The sequence below is a fragment of the Anaerobacillus alkaliphilus genome (genome assembly GCF_004116265.1).
Classification (GTDB): domain Bacteria; phylum Bacillota; class Bacilli; order Bacillales; family Anaerobacillaceae; genus Anaerobacillus; species Anaerobacillus alkaliphilus.
This window is the reverse complement of sequence record NZ_QOUX01000025.1, coordinates 58,711-73,773: the sequence shown is the minus strand read 5'-3', so window position 1 is coordinate 73,773 and position 15,063 is coordinate 58,711. Positions and strand designations below refer to the sequence as shown.

Below are 15,063 nucleotides of genomic sequence, written 5' to 3'. Positions count from 1 at the left end.
GTCCATCTGGAATACCAAGTGATTAATCCCCTACCTTTAACTCGTGTGTATAATTCGGGCCGTCGTCTACTTTCGTAAACCCAAACGATGTGTAAAATTGATCTGCTTGCTCTGTATCTGTATGGAGTACGAGTAGGCAAAAATTTTGTTTGGCTTCTTGCAAGAGTTTTTCTAGCAAAATCGTTCCTACTCCCTTTCTTCGATACTCGGGCAATACATAAAACCTTCGTAAGCGAGCAATCGTTGGATCTCCCAAGAAAGGATCAATGTTTACTCCACCAATGGCAATGAGAGTTTTATCCGTTGTAAATACTCCATATAATGCTTCTCCAGGCTTATTAAATGTGTTTATTCTAGTTTGATAGTCCGTTAGCAATCTATTAACAAAACGGAAACCTTCTATTTGGCTTTGCTCTAATAAATCTGTGATATCTAGTTTAAGTAAATTCTCTATCTTGTGTACGTTAATCATAATTCCTCCAAAATTATAGTATATGTTTTTTATTTTAGCAGATAATTCCTTTAATCAAATGTTTGATTAATTAGTGAAAGGTTTGTTGCTAGGTGAAAAATATATTGATCTTACTGTTACTTCTCCTTTTTCCAGCCATAGCATCAGCTGAAGAAGCTGTAAAGGCTGCTTTTATTAGAGAAGGAAATCTATGGACCTTACTTGACGGTGGGGAGACACAGGTAACTAACTCAGGAAAGGTCTTCAACCAGCCACAATGGTCCCCTGACGGTAAGTGGGTCCTCTATCAAGAAGAGGCTTCTTCCGAGTTTCAAAAAGGGGATCAACAGGCGGAAGTTTGGGTATATCACATTGAAACGAAGGAAAAGAAGAAAATCTTTTATGATGGCGTCTCACCATCATGGTCACCTAACAAGCATCATGTTGCCTTTAATTCCCAAGGTATTCTCAACATTTCTGATTTCAAGCAATTCTACAATATTGCCACTGGAGTAAGTGATTACACTTGGCTGCCAGACGGGAGTGGTTTTCTATTATCTTCATCTGGTGTACTTCGACCTGACGGATGGACAAGTGCGATGTTGTTTAAAAAGAAAGTTAACGATAATTATGAGGATATTGTTCTCTTTGGTGGTGTCGATCAGCTTTTTACCCTCCCAAGTGAAATTGGTGTTGGTGATCAATCCATCATTTCTGTCTATGCTGGCGATTTTCACTACTCACCAAGTAATAAGTGGATTTCATTTATCGTATCGCCAACTGCATCATGGTCGATGGATAGCAACATGGTTTGTGTACTCTCAAGTGACGGGAAAAAGTTTGATATTTTAGATGAAATCATATTGGATGCGGGAAAACCAAAGTGGGCTCCGACTCAAGATACGATTGCCTTTATTGCAGGTGGAGGCAGGATCGTTTACGGCTTCAAGGACAAAAAACTAAAGTTCAGAGAAATGCCTGTCTCATCAACCTTAACACCCGAAAACTACATTGATCTTGATTTCGATTGGCTTTCAAATGAGGCAATTGTTACCTCACGATTTGAGGAACGGGAATGGTCAAATGACTTCAGCAAGCACCCATTACCTGCTTTGTATTCAATTAATATCAAAACGAATCAGCAAGTGAAGATCACTAATCCACCAGAAGGATACGGAGACTACTATCCGAGATATGTTAAGTCTATTGATAAAATCATATGGTACCGAAAAACCTCGATCATTGATACTACCCATACACTTTGGATTGCAAATCCTGATGGAAGTGAAGCTAGGGAGTGGCTGAGGAATGTTGAGGGTATTGAGTTTTACTAATTAACAAATGAGGGTGTCCGAAAATCCTAGATTTTTAGACACCCTTCTGTTATTTATTCTTCTATTTCTACCACCTGAAATTCTCTTAACATATGATGGAACCTTGCCCCGTGGCCTTCTGATGCTTCAAGGAAGTATCTTTGTTCAATAACAAAGCTACCTTCTTTTTCGTTTGAAACAACATAGACTTTGCGAACAACGCTGTCCCACTCATTACCATCAATCGCTGATACTAGTAACCCTTCTACTGGGTCAGTGACAGGAGTGATTTCATCTACTGTAGCAAAAGAATTGGTTAGCTCCGCGTGAACTTCTTCTGCAACTACTTCTGGTGTTTTATCTTCGATTTGTCTAATCGACATCGAGACTTCTGGGTAGATATCACTTAACTCTTGGTTAAAAACAACCTTATCCATGTCACCTTCTTGAATCAAGCTATATCTTTCTTCATCAATATAAATAATGTATCCTGCTTTCCCTTCTTTTAAGACTACCTCTTTCTCCTCTGGCATTCCTTCGATTTCTTCTACGACTGTTTTTTCCGGTGCAAAATATTCACGAATACTGCTTACAAACGCTTGGCCCGTATCAGTTGAGGTTGTGAAAATTCCTAGTAGTACGGCTGCAGCAATTGTTCCTGTTAACCAGCCTTTAGACTTCTTATGATTTGTGTTTCTTCTAGTTGATCTAGGTTCTAGTTTCATAGGTATCTCCTCCGTTTTTAGATCTAATTTTGATTCAATTTGTGCCCATATATCTTCTTTTTGACGCGAGGCGTCGTCTGTATTTTTAAGCAAGCTAGCTTTAATTTCTTTATCTACGTTTTTCTCTTCCATTTAATTCGCCTCCTTTTTGGCTTCTAAAAATCGCTTTAGCTTCTGCCTACCTTTGAAAAGCCGTGATTTAATAGTGTTAAGGTTTTCCTCTAAAATATCGGCAATCTCTTGTTCTTTGAAGCCATTTAAATACTTCAAAACAATCGGCGTACGATTATGAGGTTCAAGTTCTTGAATGGCTTGGTATAAATCTTCGTATTCCTCAAACTGCTCGTCTGCGTGTGCCTGCTCAATAATTTCTCCTACACTTACGACCTTGGAATTCTTTTTGAGAATTCGATTGCACTCATTTAAGAGAATTTTATAAAACCACGGTTTAAACGGTCGATCTGCTTGATATAAATGAATGTTTTGATACACCCGGATAAACGTTTCTTGAACTGCATCACCAGCGTGAGATGCATTATGGTTCATAACTACTGTTGCTACCCTGATTGCGTAATCAAAATAGAAATCATATAACTCTCTAAAGGCACTACTGTTACCATTTTGTAGCTGCTTTAATAGCTCTTGCTCATTCAAGCTCGCCACTCCTTTCTGTTTCTGTTTTCACTCTATATACCTACGAAGTTTTAAAAAAGTTTTCGTTTTGAGAAAAAATATATGTAAGATATTCCCTGCCGTCTATAAACCTATTATAACCCTATTGCATCTTCTCAAAGCAAAAGACCCAAGAACAGTTCTTAGGTCCAAAAAAACTATCTATTAAATTGGTGAAGCCAAACTTATTGAGCTACGTGCTCCTTCAATCGCGGCATTTACTACTTCTGTCATTAACCGTCTAGCTCGATTTCATGTAATTACCTTTTATTTTTCAATAAAAAAACATGGACATGCCCATGCTCTATTCAAAAAGTAGTTTCTCTTTCTCCAATGTTTTAATCTTTCTAATATGAGAAATAAACATTGGCAGTAATAATGCTACAAGGATCCAATTAACAATAGAAATATAAATGTTTGCATAGGTATATCCCCCACTACCAACCGATAAACCAATAAAAACGTTTAGAAGAGCAACAGCTAAATTCAGCCCTCCTATTAGTCCAATAAACATTGCTATTTTTTTATAATGGCTGATTTTCGAGTCAATATCTGAGTATAAATCGAAAGGTCCTTCACTTGCCTTTTTGCGGAAGTATACCCATCGTATATAGCTAGCAACACAATCGACTCCTGACTCTTCCATCCATCTAATATAAGCTCTACTTTCCGCACTTGATGGTAGATTTTCTAAAAGTTCAATTCGGTAAATGTATTCTCCTGGTGTGCCTTCTTCAAACACATACCGTCCAAAAGAAAAGTCTACGAGGTGCATGCCTTTTGCTGCCATTTCATTTAACCATTTCTCTTCTCTTTCATAGTTCATAAAAAGCTTGTAAACTTTAAACTTCATCGCTCTCAACTCCCGTTATTTTTCTTCCATTCTCTAGTAGCTCTTCTAGACGTTTCATTTCAGTTTGGACAACTTCTCTACCTACGTCCGTGATGACATACTCTTTTTTTCGCGTGTCTGCATCTGTTGCTGTAGCGACAATCCAATTTTTTTCTAGCATCGTGTTAATAGCGCCGTACAGTGTGCCTGGCCCTAAGTTGACTCGTTCATCGCTAACCTCTTTGACAAATTGCATAATTCCATAGCCATGCAGGGGGGTGTGTAGCGCTATTAAGATATAGTAAACTCCCTCAGTTAATGCGTTTTGATCTTTTGGTGGCATAACCATCCTCCTTTATTATCGGCTGGCGTTATATCGTTAACCGATATATCGTTCTTGGTTTGATTATATCGACTACCGATATAAATGTCAACTAGGGAAAAATAAAAAACCGAACCTATATTGGTCCGGTTATAATCCTTTTCCACTGTATCTGTAACCCGTCTCGCTTGATCGTGCTCTTTTCCGTTCCTAGCCGCGTACTCTTGGTGAACAAGACCAGCTAGTCCTTACATGATAACTTTGATATTTTTACTGACACCAGTGTGTCCTCGAAATGGTAAGGCCTCGGTACTTTGCCCTAAAAACATATAATAGCCTAAAAAAATATCTTCTAAGCCACCAATAAATTATAATCCCATATAGCGTAACATCTGCTTCTCAGGCACAAGCATTTGTAAGTGATGGCGCAAATTCACAAATTCTCCGGGTAACATCCCACCGTACTCGCCGTCTAAATTCAAGTGAACTACTTCTTCTACATACACTTTAATTCGATTCGCCTGTACATAGATGACAGCCGGGTCGTTCAAGTGGTCACCACGAGCAGCGGCACTAGCAACACGAACAAAGTCTGCTAGATTGGTCTTCTTTAAAATAATTAAATCAAACATCCCATCATTTAATGATGCTCGAGGCGCTAATTTCTCAAATCCGCCGACAGAATTGGTATTGGAAACGAGGAATAGCATGATATCTCCCTCAAAGAGCTTACCATCATATTCAATTCTTACTTTAACAGGGTGAATTTTTGGAAGCTTCTCGATGCCTTTTGCATAATAGGCCATTTGACCAATCATCGTTTTCAGCTTACTCGGTACTTCGTATGTAAGCTCAGTCAATGTACCGCCACCAGCAATATTTATAAAATATTGGTCATTTACTTTGCCAATATCAATGGGCATTTCATGGCCATTACAAATAATATCACATGCTGTTTCAATTGATCTTGGAACTTCAATCGCCCGCGCAAAGTCATTCGTTGTTCCGGCAGGAATGAGTCCAAGCTTCGGACGGTATGGTAGTTCAGCCAAGCCATTAATAACCTCGTTGATCGTTCCGTCTCCACCAGCTGCAATCACTAAATCAAAGCCTCGTTCTGCAGCGAGTTTCGCAGCTCTTTTGGCACAGTCTTTTCCTGTTGTCGCATGAGCTGAAGCTTCATAGCCGACTTTCTCTAATCTTTCTAGTATATAGGGTAATTGTCGTTTGACTTGTTCTCTACCAGCTGAAGGATTATAAATTAAACGTGCCCGTTTCATAAAAACGTCCCCTTTTATTCCATCATTTAACATGTACAACACCCATTTTAACGCATCCTCGATGATATTAAAAGGGGACAGTAGTCACTGTCCCCAAAAAAGAGTTATCGTTTCTTAATCTCTTCAAGTAAAATCTTATTTACTAACTGTGGATTTGCTTTTCCTTTTGATGCTTTCATCACTTGACCGACTAAGAAGCCAATTGCCTTATCTTTCCCTGCTTTAAAGTCATCAATAGACGGTTGATTTTGATCAAGGATCCCGCTGATCATCGTACGAATTTCACCTTCATCAGAAATTTGAACAAGACCTTTATCCTTAACAATGGCTTCAGGATCGCCGCCTTTTTCGACTAACTCCTTAAAGACATCTTTGGCAATTTTGGATGAGATTGTACCTTTTTCGATCAAGCCAATCATTTTTGCTAGAGCTTCAGGAGTTAATGGAATATCAACAATTTCTTTATCGGCAGTTTTCAGGTACGCATTGACTTCGCCCATCAACCAGTTAGCTAGTTGTTTAGCCGGAGCGCCATACGTTAAACCAGTCTCAAAAAAGTCAGCCATCGCCTTAGACTGTGTTAATACACCAGCATCATAGCTCGACAATCCTAATTCACTCGTATAGCGAGCCTGACGAGCATCTGGCAATTCAGGAATCGTTGCGCGCACTCTCTCTTTCCACTCTTCATCAATATGATAATCAACTAAATCTGGGTCTGGGAAGTAACGATAATCTTCAGAACCTTCCTTCACACGCATAAGGACGGTTTCTTTCTTATTATCATCCCAACGGCGTGTTTCCTGTTGGATTTCGCCACCAGCAGTAATTACTTCTGCTTGTCTTACTTCTTCGTGAGCTAAACCACTTCGTACATGAGCAAATGAGTTTAAGTTTTTAATTTCTGTTTTTGTTCCAAACTCCACTTGTCCAACTGGGCGGATCGAGATATTCGCATCACAACGTAGCGAGCCTTCTTCCATACGGCAATCAGAAACTTCCGTGTATTGAAGAATCGCTTTTAATTTTTCTAAATACGCATAAGCTTCTTCAGGAGTACGAATATCTGGCTCTGATACGATTTCGATTAACGGCGTGCCCACGCGGTTAAAGTCTACTAAAGAATAATCACCATACTCTGAGTGCGTAAGTTTCCCAGCATCTTCCTCTAAGTGAATGCGAGTAATTCCAATACGCTTCGTCTCACCATTTACTTCAATATCAATCCAGCCGTGCTCACCAATCGGCTTATCAAACTGCGAAATTTGGTAAGCTTTTGGACTATCTGGGTAAAAATAATTTTTCCGATCGAATTTTGTGATTGATGCAATTTCACAATTTAGAGCCATTGAAGCTTTCATCCCAAACTCAACTGCTTGTTTGTTTAGTACAGGTAAAACACCTGGATGACCTAAACAAATTGGGCATGTGTGAGTATTAGGCGGCGCACCAAACTCCGTGGAACAACCACAGAAGATTTTCGAATTCGTTTTCAGTTCAACGTGAACCTCTAATCCAATAACTGTTTCAAAACTCATGATTGTCCCCCCTTTATAATTGTGGTTTCGCCTGATGATGGTCTGTCGCTTGCTCAAATGCATGAGCAACACGGAACACCGTCGACTCGTCAAAATGTTTTCCGATAATCTGTAAACCAACAGGTAAACCATTTGATAGTCCACAAGGAACGGATATGGCTGGTACTCCTGCTAGGTTTATTGGAATCGTTAAAATATCATTCGCATACATCGTTAGCGGATCTTTTGTTTTCTCACCGATTTTGAATGCTGTCGTTGGAGCAGTTGGACCGATGATGACATCATATTTTGCTAAAACATCATCAAAATCCTTTTTAATTAATGTACGGACTTGCTGCGCTTTTTTATAGTAAGCATCATAGTAACCTGAGCTTAACGCAAACGTCCCAAGCATAATTCGACGTTTCACTTCGTTACCAAAGCCTTGACTACGACTTTCTTTATACATTTCAATTAGGTTTGCTCCGTTATCAGAACGCACACCGTAGCGAACTCCGTCAAAACGAGCAAGGTTCGCTGATGCTTCTGAAGATGATAGCAAGTAATACGTTGCAACTGCATATTTTGAATGTGGAAGTGACACTTCTTCCCACGTTGCCCCTAGACCTTCTAATACTTTTAAGGCTTCTAATACTTTACTTTTCACATCCTCATGAACACCTTCAGCAAGGTATTCTTTCGGAACGGCAATTTTCAAGCCTTGAACATCACCTGTTAGGCTCGCTAAATAATCAGGCACATCGACATTGGCACTTGTAGAGTCCATCTTGTCGTAGCCCGCGATCACTTGCATTACATACGCATTATCTTCAACTGTTCTAGTAACAGGTCCAATTTGATCAAGAGATGACGCAAACGCCACAAGTCCAAAACGGGACACTCGTCCATAGGTTGGCTTTAGTCCAACAACCCCACAATAAGAGGCCGGCTGGCGAACTGATCCACCTGTATCTGAACCTAAAGAAAATAAAACTTCACCTGCTGCAACCGAAGCCGCGGAACCACCACTCGATCCACCAGGAACATGATCTAAATTCCAAGGATTACGAGTACGGAAGAAACCTGAGTTTTCCGTTGATGAACCCATTGCAAACTCGTCCATATTTAATTTTCCGATCATGACTGCTTCTGAAGAACGAATTTTGCCCATGACTGTTGCATCATGTACTGGTTCAAAATCGCCTAACAATTTACTTGCACAAGTCGTGCGTAACCCTTTGGTCACGATATTATCCTTAATTCCAATTGGCAGACCATAAAGCAGGCCTTTTTCCGTTCTACCAACCAATGCTTCATCTAATTGTTTGGCGTAATTACGTGCATTCTCCTCATCTAAAGTTAGAAATGCCTTTACTTTGTCATCAACATCGGCAATACGCTTGTAAGATGCATCGACAAGTTCAGATACTGTTATTTCTTTTTCACGAAGCTGTTTATGTATAGCTGAAACACTCTGTTCTAATAGTGACACTGTCGTCCCTCCCCTACTCTAATATTGATGGTACTTTCACTTGTCCATCTTGATGATCCGGTGCATTCTTTAAGACATCTTCTCTTGATAACGATTTTCTTACCTCATCCTCGCGAAGAACATTTTTGACATCTAAAACATGCGTAGTCGGTTCGACTCCTTCTGTATCTAATTCATTTAATTGTTCAGCAAATCCAATGATCGCATCTAGGTGTTCCGTGAAAAGTTCAACTTCCTCTTCTGAAACGGACAAGCGAGCTAAGTGCGCGACGTGCTTTACTTGATCTTTTGTAATTCGAGCCATACATTCCCACCTCCAAAAATTTAACTATACTTTACCATTTTTCGAATATATTGATAATACCAAAGGAACAACTTTAATTCAATAAAGCCTAAGTGCTCTGTAACTCTTCTAGACAATCATGAATAGAGAGAAGCTGAAAATAAACAATTCGTTTAGGGGTGAAATGGTGAAAATACTGATTTGAAGCTTGTTTTAAATTCGCTTCCTCTTTTAATAGTTGATCTAATTCATTTGCTAGCTCATAGTGACGATTATCGATATCAAAAGTAGGACTAGCTAAGATAGCCTTTATTGAAAAAACGGCTTCCATGACTAACTCTTTTTCAGCAGTAGTAAAACTGCCTGGCTCTTTTACATACTGTAGGTTACCAAGATGCAGAACGATTTTTTGGCTAATTAAATTTGTTTTCCTCAACTTATTGAAATTACGATATTCACTAAGCTTAATCCTATGATACTTCCATTCTTTCTCTTGAAACGAAACTAGTTCACTAATTTTCTCTGTCGACTGTCTCAGTTTCAGATAATCTTCTGATGGGGCATCCGCCTTGGTTTGTTTCATATTAATTATAGTCTCAATTGTATCAACTAAAACCTTGCCGGCTAATTGTAGATTAGGTACTAACTTTTCTTTAATGATAGGTGAAAATTTAGGTGGTAAAATAAAAAAGTTCACTAATGAAGAAACTGTAATTCCAATGAAAGTAGTTCCTAACCTTGATAGAAAGGTCAATACATGGTGGTGATCTTGAATGTCGGGTACCATAGCCACAGCTGTCAAAGTAGCAACTAATATTCCGTCGTAAAGTTTTAATTTTTGACAAAGTAGAATGGTAAAGATGGCCGCCAAAGTAAATGAAGTTGCTGACGGTCCAAATAAAAAGACAAATAACACTGCGAATCCTGCGCCAATTGCTGATGCAGGAAAACGGACTAACCCTTTTCTAATCGAATCTGAGGCCGTCGGTTCAATCGTCACAATCGCTGCAATTACGGCAAACTCTGGAGGGAGCTTTAGCAAGATACAAATAAGCGCCGTAATAAATACCGAAATTCCTGTTTTAATAATCCTTCTACCTACCAACCCTTTTCCCCTCATTTGGTCACCTGTTCGTTTTTTATAAATTGTACCTGATTTTCTACAATTTACATAGAATTTTCTAAAAATTAAAAAAGACTGACAGATTTGTCAGCCTCTATATGTATGTTCTTTAGTATTTGAAAACAACGACTGGTCTAAAGAAAAGAACTTACTACCGTTTAATGAAAGATGAATGCCAATGGCTAGTAAAATGACATCGTATGCATAACCATCTAAAAACCCTGCAGCAAACTTCACTTTAACAATTGCGCCTAAAAGGATTAGTGAAAAAAGCAATGAAAATACCCTCGTACCTAAACCGACGATGAGTGCGGCCCCACCAATCACTTCTATCCCAGCTACCCCATAGGCCATAAATCCTGGCAATCCTATTGATTGAAACCAGCCTACGACATTTTCAATGCCTCCCTGAAACTTAGCTAAGCCATGGCTTAGAAAGACTACTCCTAATGTAATTCTTAATAATAAAGCACCAATATCGTTTCTCATAGTTGCTCCATTATAATAATGACTGATACCACTTAGCAGCAGCATCTACTTCATCTCTCGTCAATTGATGTCCGCGGTTTTCCCAATGAATGTCTACCGTAGCTTTCGCTTTTTCTAATAATGATTGAAGTTCGATAGACTCTTCAGATGTACAAATCGGATCATTTGTACCTGCCGCAATAAAGACAGATGTACCCGTTAAATCAGGTAATTCAATATCTCGACGTGGCACCATTGGGTGATGTAGGCTAGCAGCTTTTAATGAGTTTCCGTAATGAAATAACAAGCTTCCCGCAATGTTTGCTCCATTTGAATAGCCGACAGCTACGATATTATTGCGGTCAAATTCATATTTTACAGCTGCCTCATTTAAGAATTCATGAAGTTCCTTCGTACGGAAGATTAAATCCTCCATATCAAATACCCCTTCTGCTAAACGACGGAAAAAGCGCGGCATCCCATTCTCTGATACATTCCCGCGCACACTTAACACAGATGCTTCCTTATCAATTAAGTCTGCCAACGGTAATAAGTCGTTTTCATTTCCTCCTGTACCGTGTAATAACAATAATGTTGGTTTTGAGGGATTTGTTCCTTTTTGAAAGATATGTTTCATGGTTCGTCTCCTTTTCTATTTAGGTCTCTCAAGAGTGAAAATTTCACCTATTTTTGCGTAATCATTACCTGCGAGGCGACTAACTGCTCGCAGGCTGTGAGGATTTATTTTCCCATCTTGATATATTTCATCACTAAAATAAAACTGAACGACTCTACCTATAATAAAGTCACAGTTACCACCTAGCTCTAATGACTGCTCTAACACACATTCCATACGAATTTTTGCTTCTTTCACTCCAGGGACGGAAATCTTCGTACTAGAAATTGGGGTTAACCCTGAAAGTTCAATTTCACTTTCATCTGGTGGAAGACTTGCTGCAGTCATATTTACCTTTTCAACATTGTCTTCATCAACAATATGAACGACAAATTCTTTTTTTGCAAGGATATTCCTTGCTGTATCCTTTTGCCTATCTCCTCCTCGCTGAATTGATATCGAGATAAGCGGTGGGTTCGACGAGACGATGTTAAAGTAACTAAAGGGCGCTCCATTTATTACCCCACTTTGCGACTGTGTCGTGACAAAAGCGATTGGTCTCGGGATAATGCTACCAATTAAGAGCTTATAATTTTCCTGACTAGTATTTTGCGAAGGGTCAATCATGTTCGTTGAAAATGCTTGCTCCATATAGTCCCTCATTTCCAATTTGTTTTTGTTAAGCAGTATATTCGATATCATTCTTCCATAAACCTCTTTAAGAGAATGAGGGACACTTCTTCCTACTGAATGGCGCTACCTCTTAATGGTCATGTTTTTCACTTTTGCTGTCGTCGTTATAATGATTCCCTTGTTCAAATACATTTCCAACGATAACCTCTTTCTTAGGCATAACGTGTGAGCCTCGAGCGGTTACGTGTGGCTGAACGATGTACACGCCTTCCTCTTTAAATAGCACTGTCACACTATAGATCCCGTCTTTAACATGAATTGCTTCCAAAAATACCCTATCTTCCGGCCGGTCCGTTTTCCATATTTCAAATTCAACCTGATCTGCATCTAAAACCGCCTCATCTCCTTGAGTTACCTTCACATTTAAAACCGTTTCTTCGTCCAGTTTCACGTCTTCTCCTATAATTATCTCTACGTCTACTAACTCAGAAAGAGCTATTTTCTTGTTCAATTCACCTGAACAAGCGGTAACAAAAAAAGTTGCAAAAGTGAGAAAGAATAAGGTTAAGAATATTTTCATCGCTTTAGTTCCTTTCTAAACAATCTCCATTTATTCATTCACTAATGTTATTAGCGCATCCATAATTCCGTCTTGATCAATCCGTTTCTTTGCATTGGCCATATCATAAAGACCACGTATTCGATTATCCTTATCGATCAGAAACATCGTCGTATTATGAGCAATAAAATCACCACTTACTTTTTTAAATTTCATATGATAGGCATTAGCGACTTTCTCCGTCTCAGATAAAGTTCCTCTTAGAAATTTCCATCCCTCAGGATCTGCTTCAAAAGCTTCGGCGTAAATAGTGATTGCTTGTAAATCATCATGCTCGGGGTCTAGCGTAATCGCTATTAGCTCGACATCTTTACCGAATACCCCTTGTAATTTCAGTTTTGCTTGTAATTCTCTAAAATCCATCATCGTCATCGGACAAATGTCTGGGCAACGCGTGTAAAAAAACGCTAATAATTTAACCTTCTCATTATTAGAAGTGTACAGATTACCATAACGGTCTTCTAATATAAAAGGCTCTACTTGATCTAAAACAGGCAGTGTATCCTTTTTCTGAAAATGATACACAAAATAAACCGCAAAAAGGATGGACAGCAACATAAAACCGTATAGAACTGCTCTTTTTATGGGTCTCACCTCTATCTATAAGACTTGAACTTTAATATTCTATGTTCAATCTCCATACACGGACACGGGTTAAAGACCACTTTATAAAAAGATAAAAATTTGACTAATCTTCCGTAAAAAACCTATTTATCTAATAATAGTTGTTCCTCCATTCATTTCAATCGAACGAGCATACGATAATACAAGAGTTAGAACAAATCATTGTTCGTTAACTCAAATATTTTGAAGGAGGATTATAAAATGAGTATGTATCATCACTGTACTTGCAACCGAGGACATGAGTTTAAACATTCACGTTGTAGCTGCTATAGTGATCACCAAAGACATTATCGACGGGATCGCCACAGCTATCACCCTCATCATCTACACCATTCACATCATTCTTGTCATCTACACCATAGACATCACTCTTGTGGGTGTTCTAACTGTTACACGGATTGTAGAACCCCAGTCATTTCTGATAGAAGCTTTTATTATGATGACCGTTTTTTATGTGATGACCGTTTTCGCCTTCGTTTAGGTGGATTATATGGTGGGATGAGTTATAAATTACGACAACTCATTGGTTGTGAAATTAAAATGGACATTAGTTGTGGAGAAGACTGCGAAATAGTTGAGGGAAAACTATGTTTCGTCGGATCTGATTATGTAGAAGTCGAGTTAAAAGATGACAAAAAAGACCGTAGAGACCCTTGCAAGAAAAAAGATAAGAAAGAAAAAGACAAATTTGTTCGAATCTATCCTTTTGAATCTATTAAATCATTTGAACACAAAAAGAGTAAGTGTGACTGCTGTAAATAAATTTTCATGGTAGAAATATTAACCACATGAAAAAGGGACCTCAGTCCGATTTAACGGGTTAACTTCTAAGGTGTATACAATCTATTCAAACACATGTGATTTAATATAACAAATCACATGTGTTTTTTTGTCATATCAATAAGTATTATAAAAATACTTACGAACACTTCAAAAATGAGATAAAGTGGCGAAGGGTTCTCTATTTAACCACTTTAACCTGGTCGTATAGGAGGTAGTATGGTTTAATTAGATATTATATATTAGAACGAGCAAATTAAAAGGCACGAAGACTAAGTCTTTCGTGCCTTTTAACATGTGAAATATATACTGTGATTATCTCTGTTTTTCCGTAATTTGTCGTTCACAAGTAAGACAAATTGGATCAACGCCGCTCATTTTTTTTAGAGGACAACAAGTCTAATGGAACGCAATGGAATTTCTTTTACTCGCTTATCGTCCAGACAAAATGATACATCGTCGTTCGTGACATCGTGTAACGTTCCACTCGCATAACGGTCGTCATAGGCGATCTTCATTTTTTTCCCAACTAACATGAGCAAATAAATATTCAATCTTAGCCGATAGAAAATTTGGATTAGCTCTGGCGAAGCACTAACGGTCCTTCCAAAATTGAACGTTAACTCTCTCCGTAGACACGGGTCAATGCTTTCTAATTCTCGTTCATGCGGCATTTCCATCGGATGATGGGTTGAACTTATTTTACAAATGTTTCCAAAGGGAATTATAAACTCTCGGTGATCCTGCAATAACGTGACAAAATCGAATCCAACTAAATTAACTCGCCCCTCTACATGTTTGTTTCCTGCCATAGACTTGCCGATCTTTTTATGCTGAAGTTGTTTCTCTTTCACTTGTTGTCTTCTTCTTCGCCCAACTTTTCCTTGATGATATATCCCTTCTGTTTCACTTTTCTTTTTGACTTTTATTCTTCTTTTCTTTACGTGTTTTTTACCGTCTCGTACTTTACACTCTTTATCTTCAATAGCTTCGTTTAATTCGATTTTTACGAAATGCCCCACTAATCGGTCGAAGGCGCTTCTTCTACTCTCTTCACTTTGTTCCCCTGATAACGCTAAGTCGAGTAATAAACGATTGGCAGTTTCAATCTTCTCGTCAAGTTCCAATGTTTCTTCTTCTGAAAGACATGATGTTGGTGATGGATACAATGGTGTTAAAATACGTTCTGGACAGTCACATTCAGGTATGCAAAAATCATCAGGTGTTCCTGGAGGTACAACATCCGGACAACAAAATGTTTCCGTATGCTCCTTTGAATTCATCGTTTTCACATCCTTTCTTACTAATAAGAG

General features: G+C 38.6%; 18 protein-coding genes. 2 read left to right on the top strand and 16 right to left on the bottom strand.

Features of this window, described 5'->3' with window-relative positions; genetic code table 11:
* Window positions 1-22: 22 nt before the first annotated feature.
* On the bottom strand, window positions 23-472 hold the full coding sequence (locus DS745_RS06890) for a GNAT family N-acetyltransferase (RefSeq protein ID WP_129077536.1): 450 nt from the start codon (window positions 470-472) through the stop codon (window positions 23-25).
* A gap of 104 nt (window positions 473-576) precedes the next feature.
* On the opposite strand from DS745_RS06890, the gene DS745_RS06885 reads away from it, so the two are divergent.
* Window positions 577-1,785 carry a TolB family protein gene (locus DS745_RS06885; protein ID WP_241657742.1) on the top strand — a complete coding sequence of 403 codons (1,209 nt, stop codon included), beginning with the start codon at window positions 577-579 and terminating at the stop codon, window positions 1,783-1,785.
* A 53-nt stretch (window positions 1,786-1,838) separates the two neighbouring features.
* Here DS745_RS06885 and DS745_RS06880 read toward each other — a convergent pair whose 3' ends face one another.
* The 14 genes from DS745_RS06880 to DS745_RS06815 all read right to left on the bottom strand — a co-directional run bounded on the left by DS745_RS06880 (window position 1,839) and on the right by DS745_RS06815 (window position 12,871).
* Window positions 1,839-2,621 (bottom strand): hypothetical protein, encoded by a 783-nt coding sequence (locus DS745_RS06880; RefSeq protein WP_129077534.1) that lies wholly within the window; start codon window positions 2,619-2,621, stop codon window positions 1,839-1,841.
* Complete coding sequence (locus DS745_RS06875; RefSeq protein ID WP_421721805.1) at window positions 2,622-3,152, bottom strand: RNA polymerase sigma factor; 531 nt, start codon at window positions 3,150-3,152, stop codon at window positions 2,622-2,624.
* Between the two features lie 313 nt (window positions 3,153-3,465).
* Window positions 3,466-4,014: a DUF2812 domain-containing protein gene (locus DS745_RS06870; protein ID WP_129077532.1), complete on the bottom strand. Its 549-nt coding sequence runs from the start codon at window positions 4,012-4,014 to the stop codon at window positions 3,466-3,468.
* On the bottom strand, window positions 4,004-4,336 hold the full coding sequence (locus DS745_RS06865) for a PadR family transcriptional regulator (RefSeq protein WP_129077531.1): 333 nt from the start codon (window positions 4,334-4,336) through the stop codon (window positions 4,004-4,006). Before DS745_RS06865 ends, DS745_RS06870 begins: the two co-directional genes overlap by 11 nt.
* Window positions 4,337-4,683: 347 nt before the next feature.
* The gene (locus DS745_RS06860) at window positions 4,684-5,595 is read right to left on the bottom strand and encodes a diacylglycerol kinase (RefSeq protein WP_129077530.1); all 912 of its coding nucleotides are present in this window, start codon (window positions 5,593-5,595) and stop codon (window positions 4,684-4,686) included.
* Between the two features lie 104 nt (window positions 5,596-5,699).
* Window positions 5,700-7,133: an Asp-tRNA(Asn)/Glu-tRNA(Gln) amidotransferase subunit GatB gene (gene gatB / locus DS745_RS06855; protein ID WP_129077529.1), complete on the bottom strand. Its 1,434-nt coding sequence runs from the start codon at window positions 7,131-7,133 to the stop codon at window positions 5,700-5,702.
* 13 nt (window positions 7,134-7,146) lie between these two features.
* Window positions 7,147-8,604 carry an Asp-tRNA(Asn)/Glu-tRNA(Gln) amidotransferase subunit GatA gene (gene gatA, locus DS745_RS06850; RefSeq protein WP_129077528.1) on the bottom strand — a complete coding sequence of 486 codons (1,458 nt, stop codon included), beginning with the start codon at window positions 8,602-8,604 and terminating at the stop codon, window positions 7,147-7,149.
* A gap of 13 nt (window positions 8,605-8,617) precedes the next feature.
* On the bottom strand, window positions 8,618-8,908 hold the full coding sequence (gene gatC / locus DS745_RS06845; protein WP_129077527.1) for an Asp-tRNA(Asn)/Glu-tRNA(Gln) amidotransferase subunit GatC: 291 nt from the start codon (window positions 8,906-8,908) through the stop codon (window positions 8,618-8,620).
* An 88-nt stretch (window positions 8,909-8,996) separates the two neighbouring features.
* Window positions 8,997-9,992 carry an FUSC family protein gene (locus tag DS745_RS06840; protein WP_161568195.1) on the bottom strand — a complete coding sequence of 332 codons (996 nt, stop codon included), beginning with the start codon at window positions 9,990-9,992 and terminating at the stop codon, window positions 8,997-8,999.
* A gap of 105 nt (window positions 9,993-10,097) precedes the next feature.
* On the bottom strand, window positions 10,098-10,499 hold the full coding sequence (locus DS745_RS06835; RefSeq protein WP_129077525.1) for a DoxX family protein: 402 nt from the start codon (window positions 10,497-10,499) through the stop codon (window positions 10,098-10,100).
* A 10-nt stretch (window positions 10,500-10,509) separates the two neighbouring features.
* Window positions 10,510-11,115 (bottom strand): alpha/beta hydrolase, encoded by a 606-nt coding sequence (locus DS745_RS06830; protein ID WP_129077524.1) that lies wholly within the window; start codon window positions 11,113-11,115, stop codon window positions 10,510-10,512.
* 15 nt (window positions 11,116-11,130) lie between these two features.
* On the bottom strand, window positions 11,131-11,745 hold the full coding sequence (locus DS745_RS06825) for a flavin reductase family protein (RefSeq protein WP_241657741.1): 615 nt from the start codon (window positions 11,743-11,745) through the stop codon (window positions 11,131-11,133).
* Window positions 11,746-11,857: 112 nt separating this feature from the next.
* Entirely contained in the window at window positions 11,858-12,307 is a 450-nt protein-coding gene (locus DS745_RS06820; RefSeq protein ID WP_129077523.1) for a FixH family protein, read from the bottom strand.
* 30 nt (window positions 12,308-12,337) lie between these two features.
* Entirely contained in the window at window positions 12,338-12,871 is a 534-nt protein-coding gene (locus tag DS745_RS06815) for an SCO family protein (RefSeq protein ID WP_161568194.1), read from the bottom strand.
* A 300-nt stretch (window positions 12,872-13,171) separates the two neighbouring features.
* Here DS745_RS06815 and DS745_RS06810 point away from each other — a divergent pair, with 300 nt between their 5' ends.
* The gene (locus tag DS745_RS06810; protein WP_129077521.1) at window positions 13,172-13,732 is read left to right on the top strand and encodes a hypothetical protein; all 561 of its coding nucleotides are present in this window, start codon (window positions 13,172-13,174) and stop codon (window positions 13,730-13,732) included.
* Window positions 13,733-14,133: 401 nt separating this feature from the next.
* Here the strand turns inward: DS745_RS06810 and DS745_RS06805 are convergent, their stop codons facing one another.
* The gene (locus tag DS745_RS06805) at window positions 14,134-15,033 is read right to left on the bottom strand and encodes a hypothetical protein (RefSeq protein ID WP_129077520.1); all 900 of its coding nucleotides are present in this window, start codon (window positions 15,031-15,033) and stop codon (window positions 14,134-14,136) included.
* Between the last annotated feature and the right edge of the window lie 30 nt (window positions 15,034-15,063).

Excerpts from the sequence above, each read along its gene's own strand:
- DS745_RS06890 (WP_129077536.1), bottom strand. The coding sequence starts at position 472 with ATGATTAACGTACACAAGATAGAGAATTTACTTAAACTAGATATCACA.
- DS745_RS06880 (WP_129077534.1), bottom strand. The coding sequence starts at position 2,621 with ATGGAAGAGAAAAACGTAGATAAAGAAATTAAAGCTAGCTTGCTTAAA.
- DS745_RS06870 (WP_129077532.1), bottom strand. The coding sequence starts at position 4,014 with ATGAAGTTTAAAGTTTACAAGCTTTTTATGAACTATGAAAGAGAAGAG.
- DS745_RS06865 (WP_129077531.1), bottom strand. The coding sequence starts at position 4,336 with ATGCCACCAAAAGATCAAAACGCATTAACTGAGGGAGTTTACTATATC.
- DS745_RS06860 (WP_129077530.1), bottom strand. The coding sequence starts at position 5,595 with ATGAAACGGGCACGTTTAATTTATAATCCTTCAGCTGGTAGAGAACAA.
- gatB (WP_129077529.1), bottom strand. The coding sequence starts at position 7,133 with ATGAGTTTTGAAACAGTTATTGGATTAGAGGTTCACGTTGAACTGAAA.
- gatC (WP_129077527.1), bottom strand. The coding sequence starts at position 8,908 with ATGGCTCGAATTACAAAAGATCAAGTAAAGCACGTCGCGCACTTAGCT.
- DS745_RS06835 (WP_129077525.1), bottom strand. The coding sequence starts at position 10,499 with ATGAGAAACGATATTGGTGCTTTATTATTAAGAATTACATTAGGAGTA.
- DS745_RS06830 (WP_129077524.1), bottom strand. The coding sequence starts at position 11,115 with ATGAAACATATCTTTCAAAAAGGAACAAATCCCTCAAAACCAACATTA.
- DS745_RS06825 (WP_241657741.1), bottom strand. The coding sequence starts at position 11,745 with ATGGAGCAAGCATTTTCAACGAACATGATTGACCCTTCGCAAAATACT.
- DS745_RS06820 (WP_129077523.1), bottom strand. The coding sequence starts at position 12,307 with ATGAAAATATTCTTAACCTTATTCTTTCTCACTTTTGCAACTTTTTTT.
- DS745_RS06810 (WP_129077521.1), top strand. The coding sequence starts at position 13,172 with ATGAGTATGTATCATCACTGTACTTGCAACCGAGGACATGAGTTTAAA.
- DS745_RS06805 (WP_129077520.1), bottom strand. The coding sequence starts at position 15,033 with ATGAATTCAAAGGAGCATACGGAAACATTTTGTTGTCCGGATGTTGTA.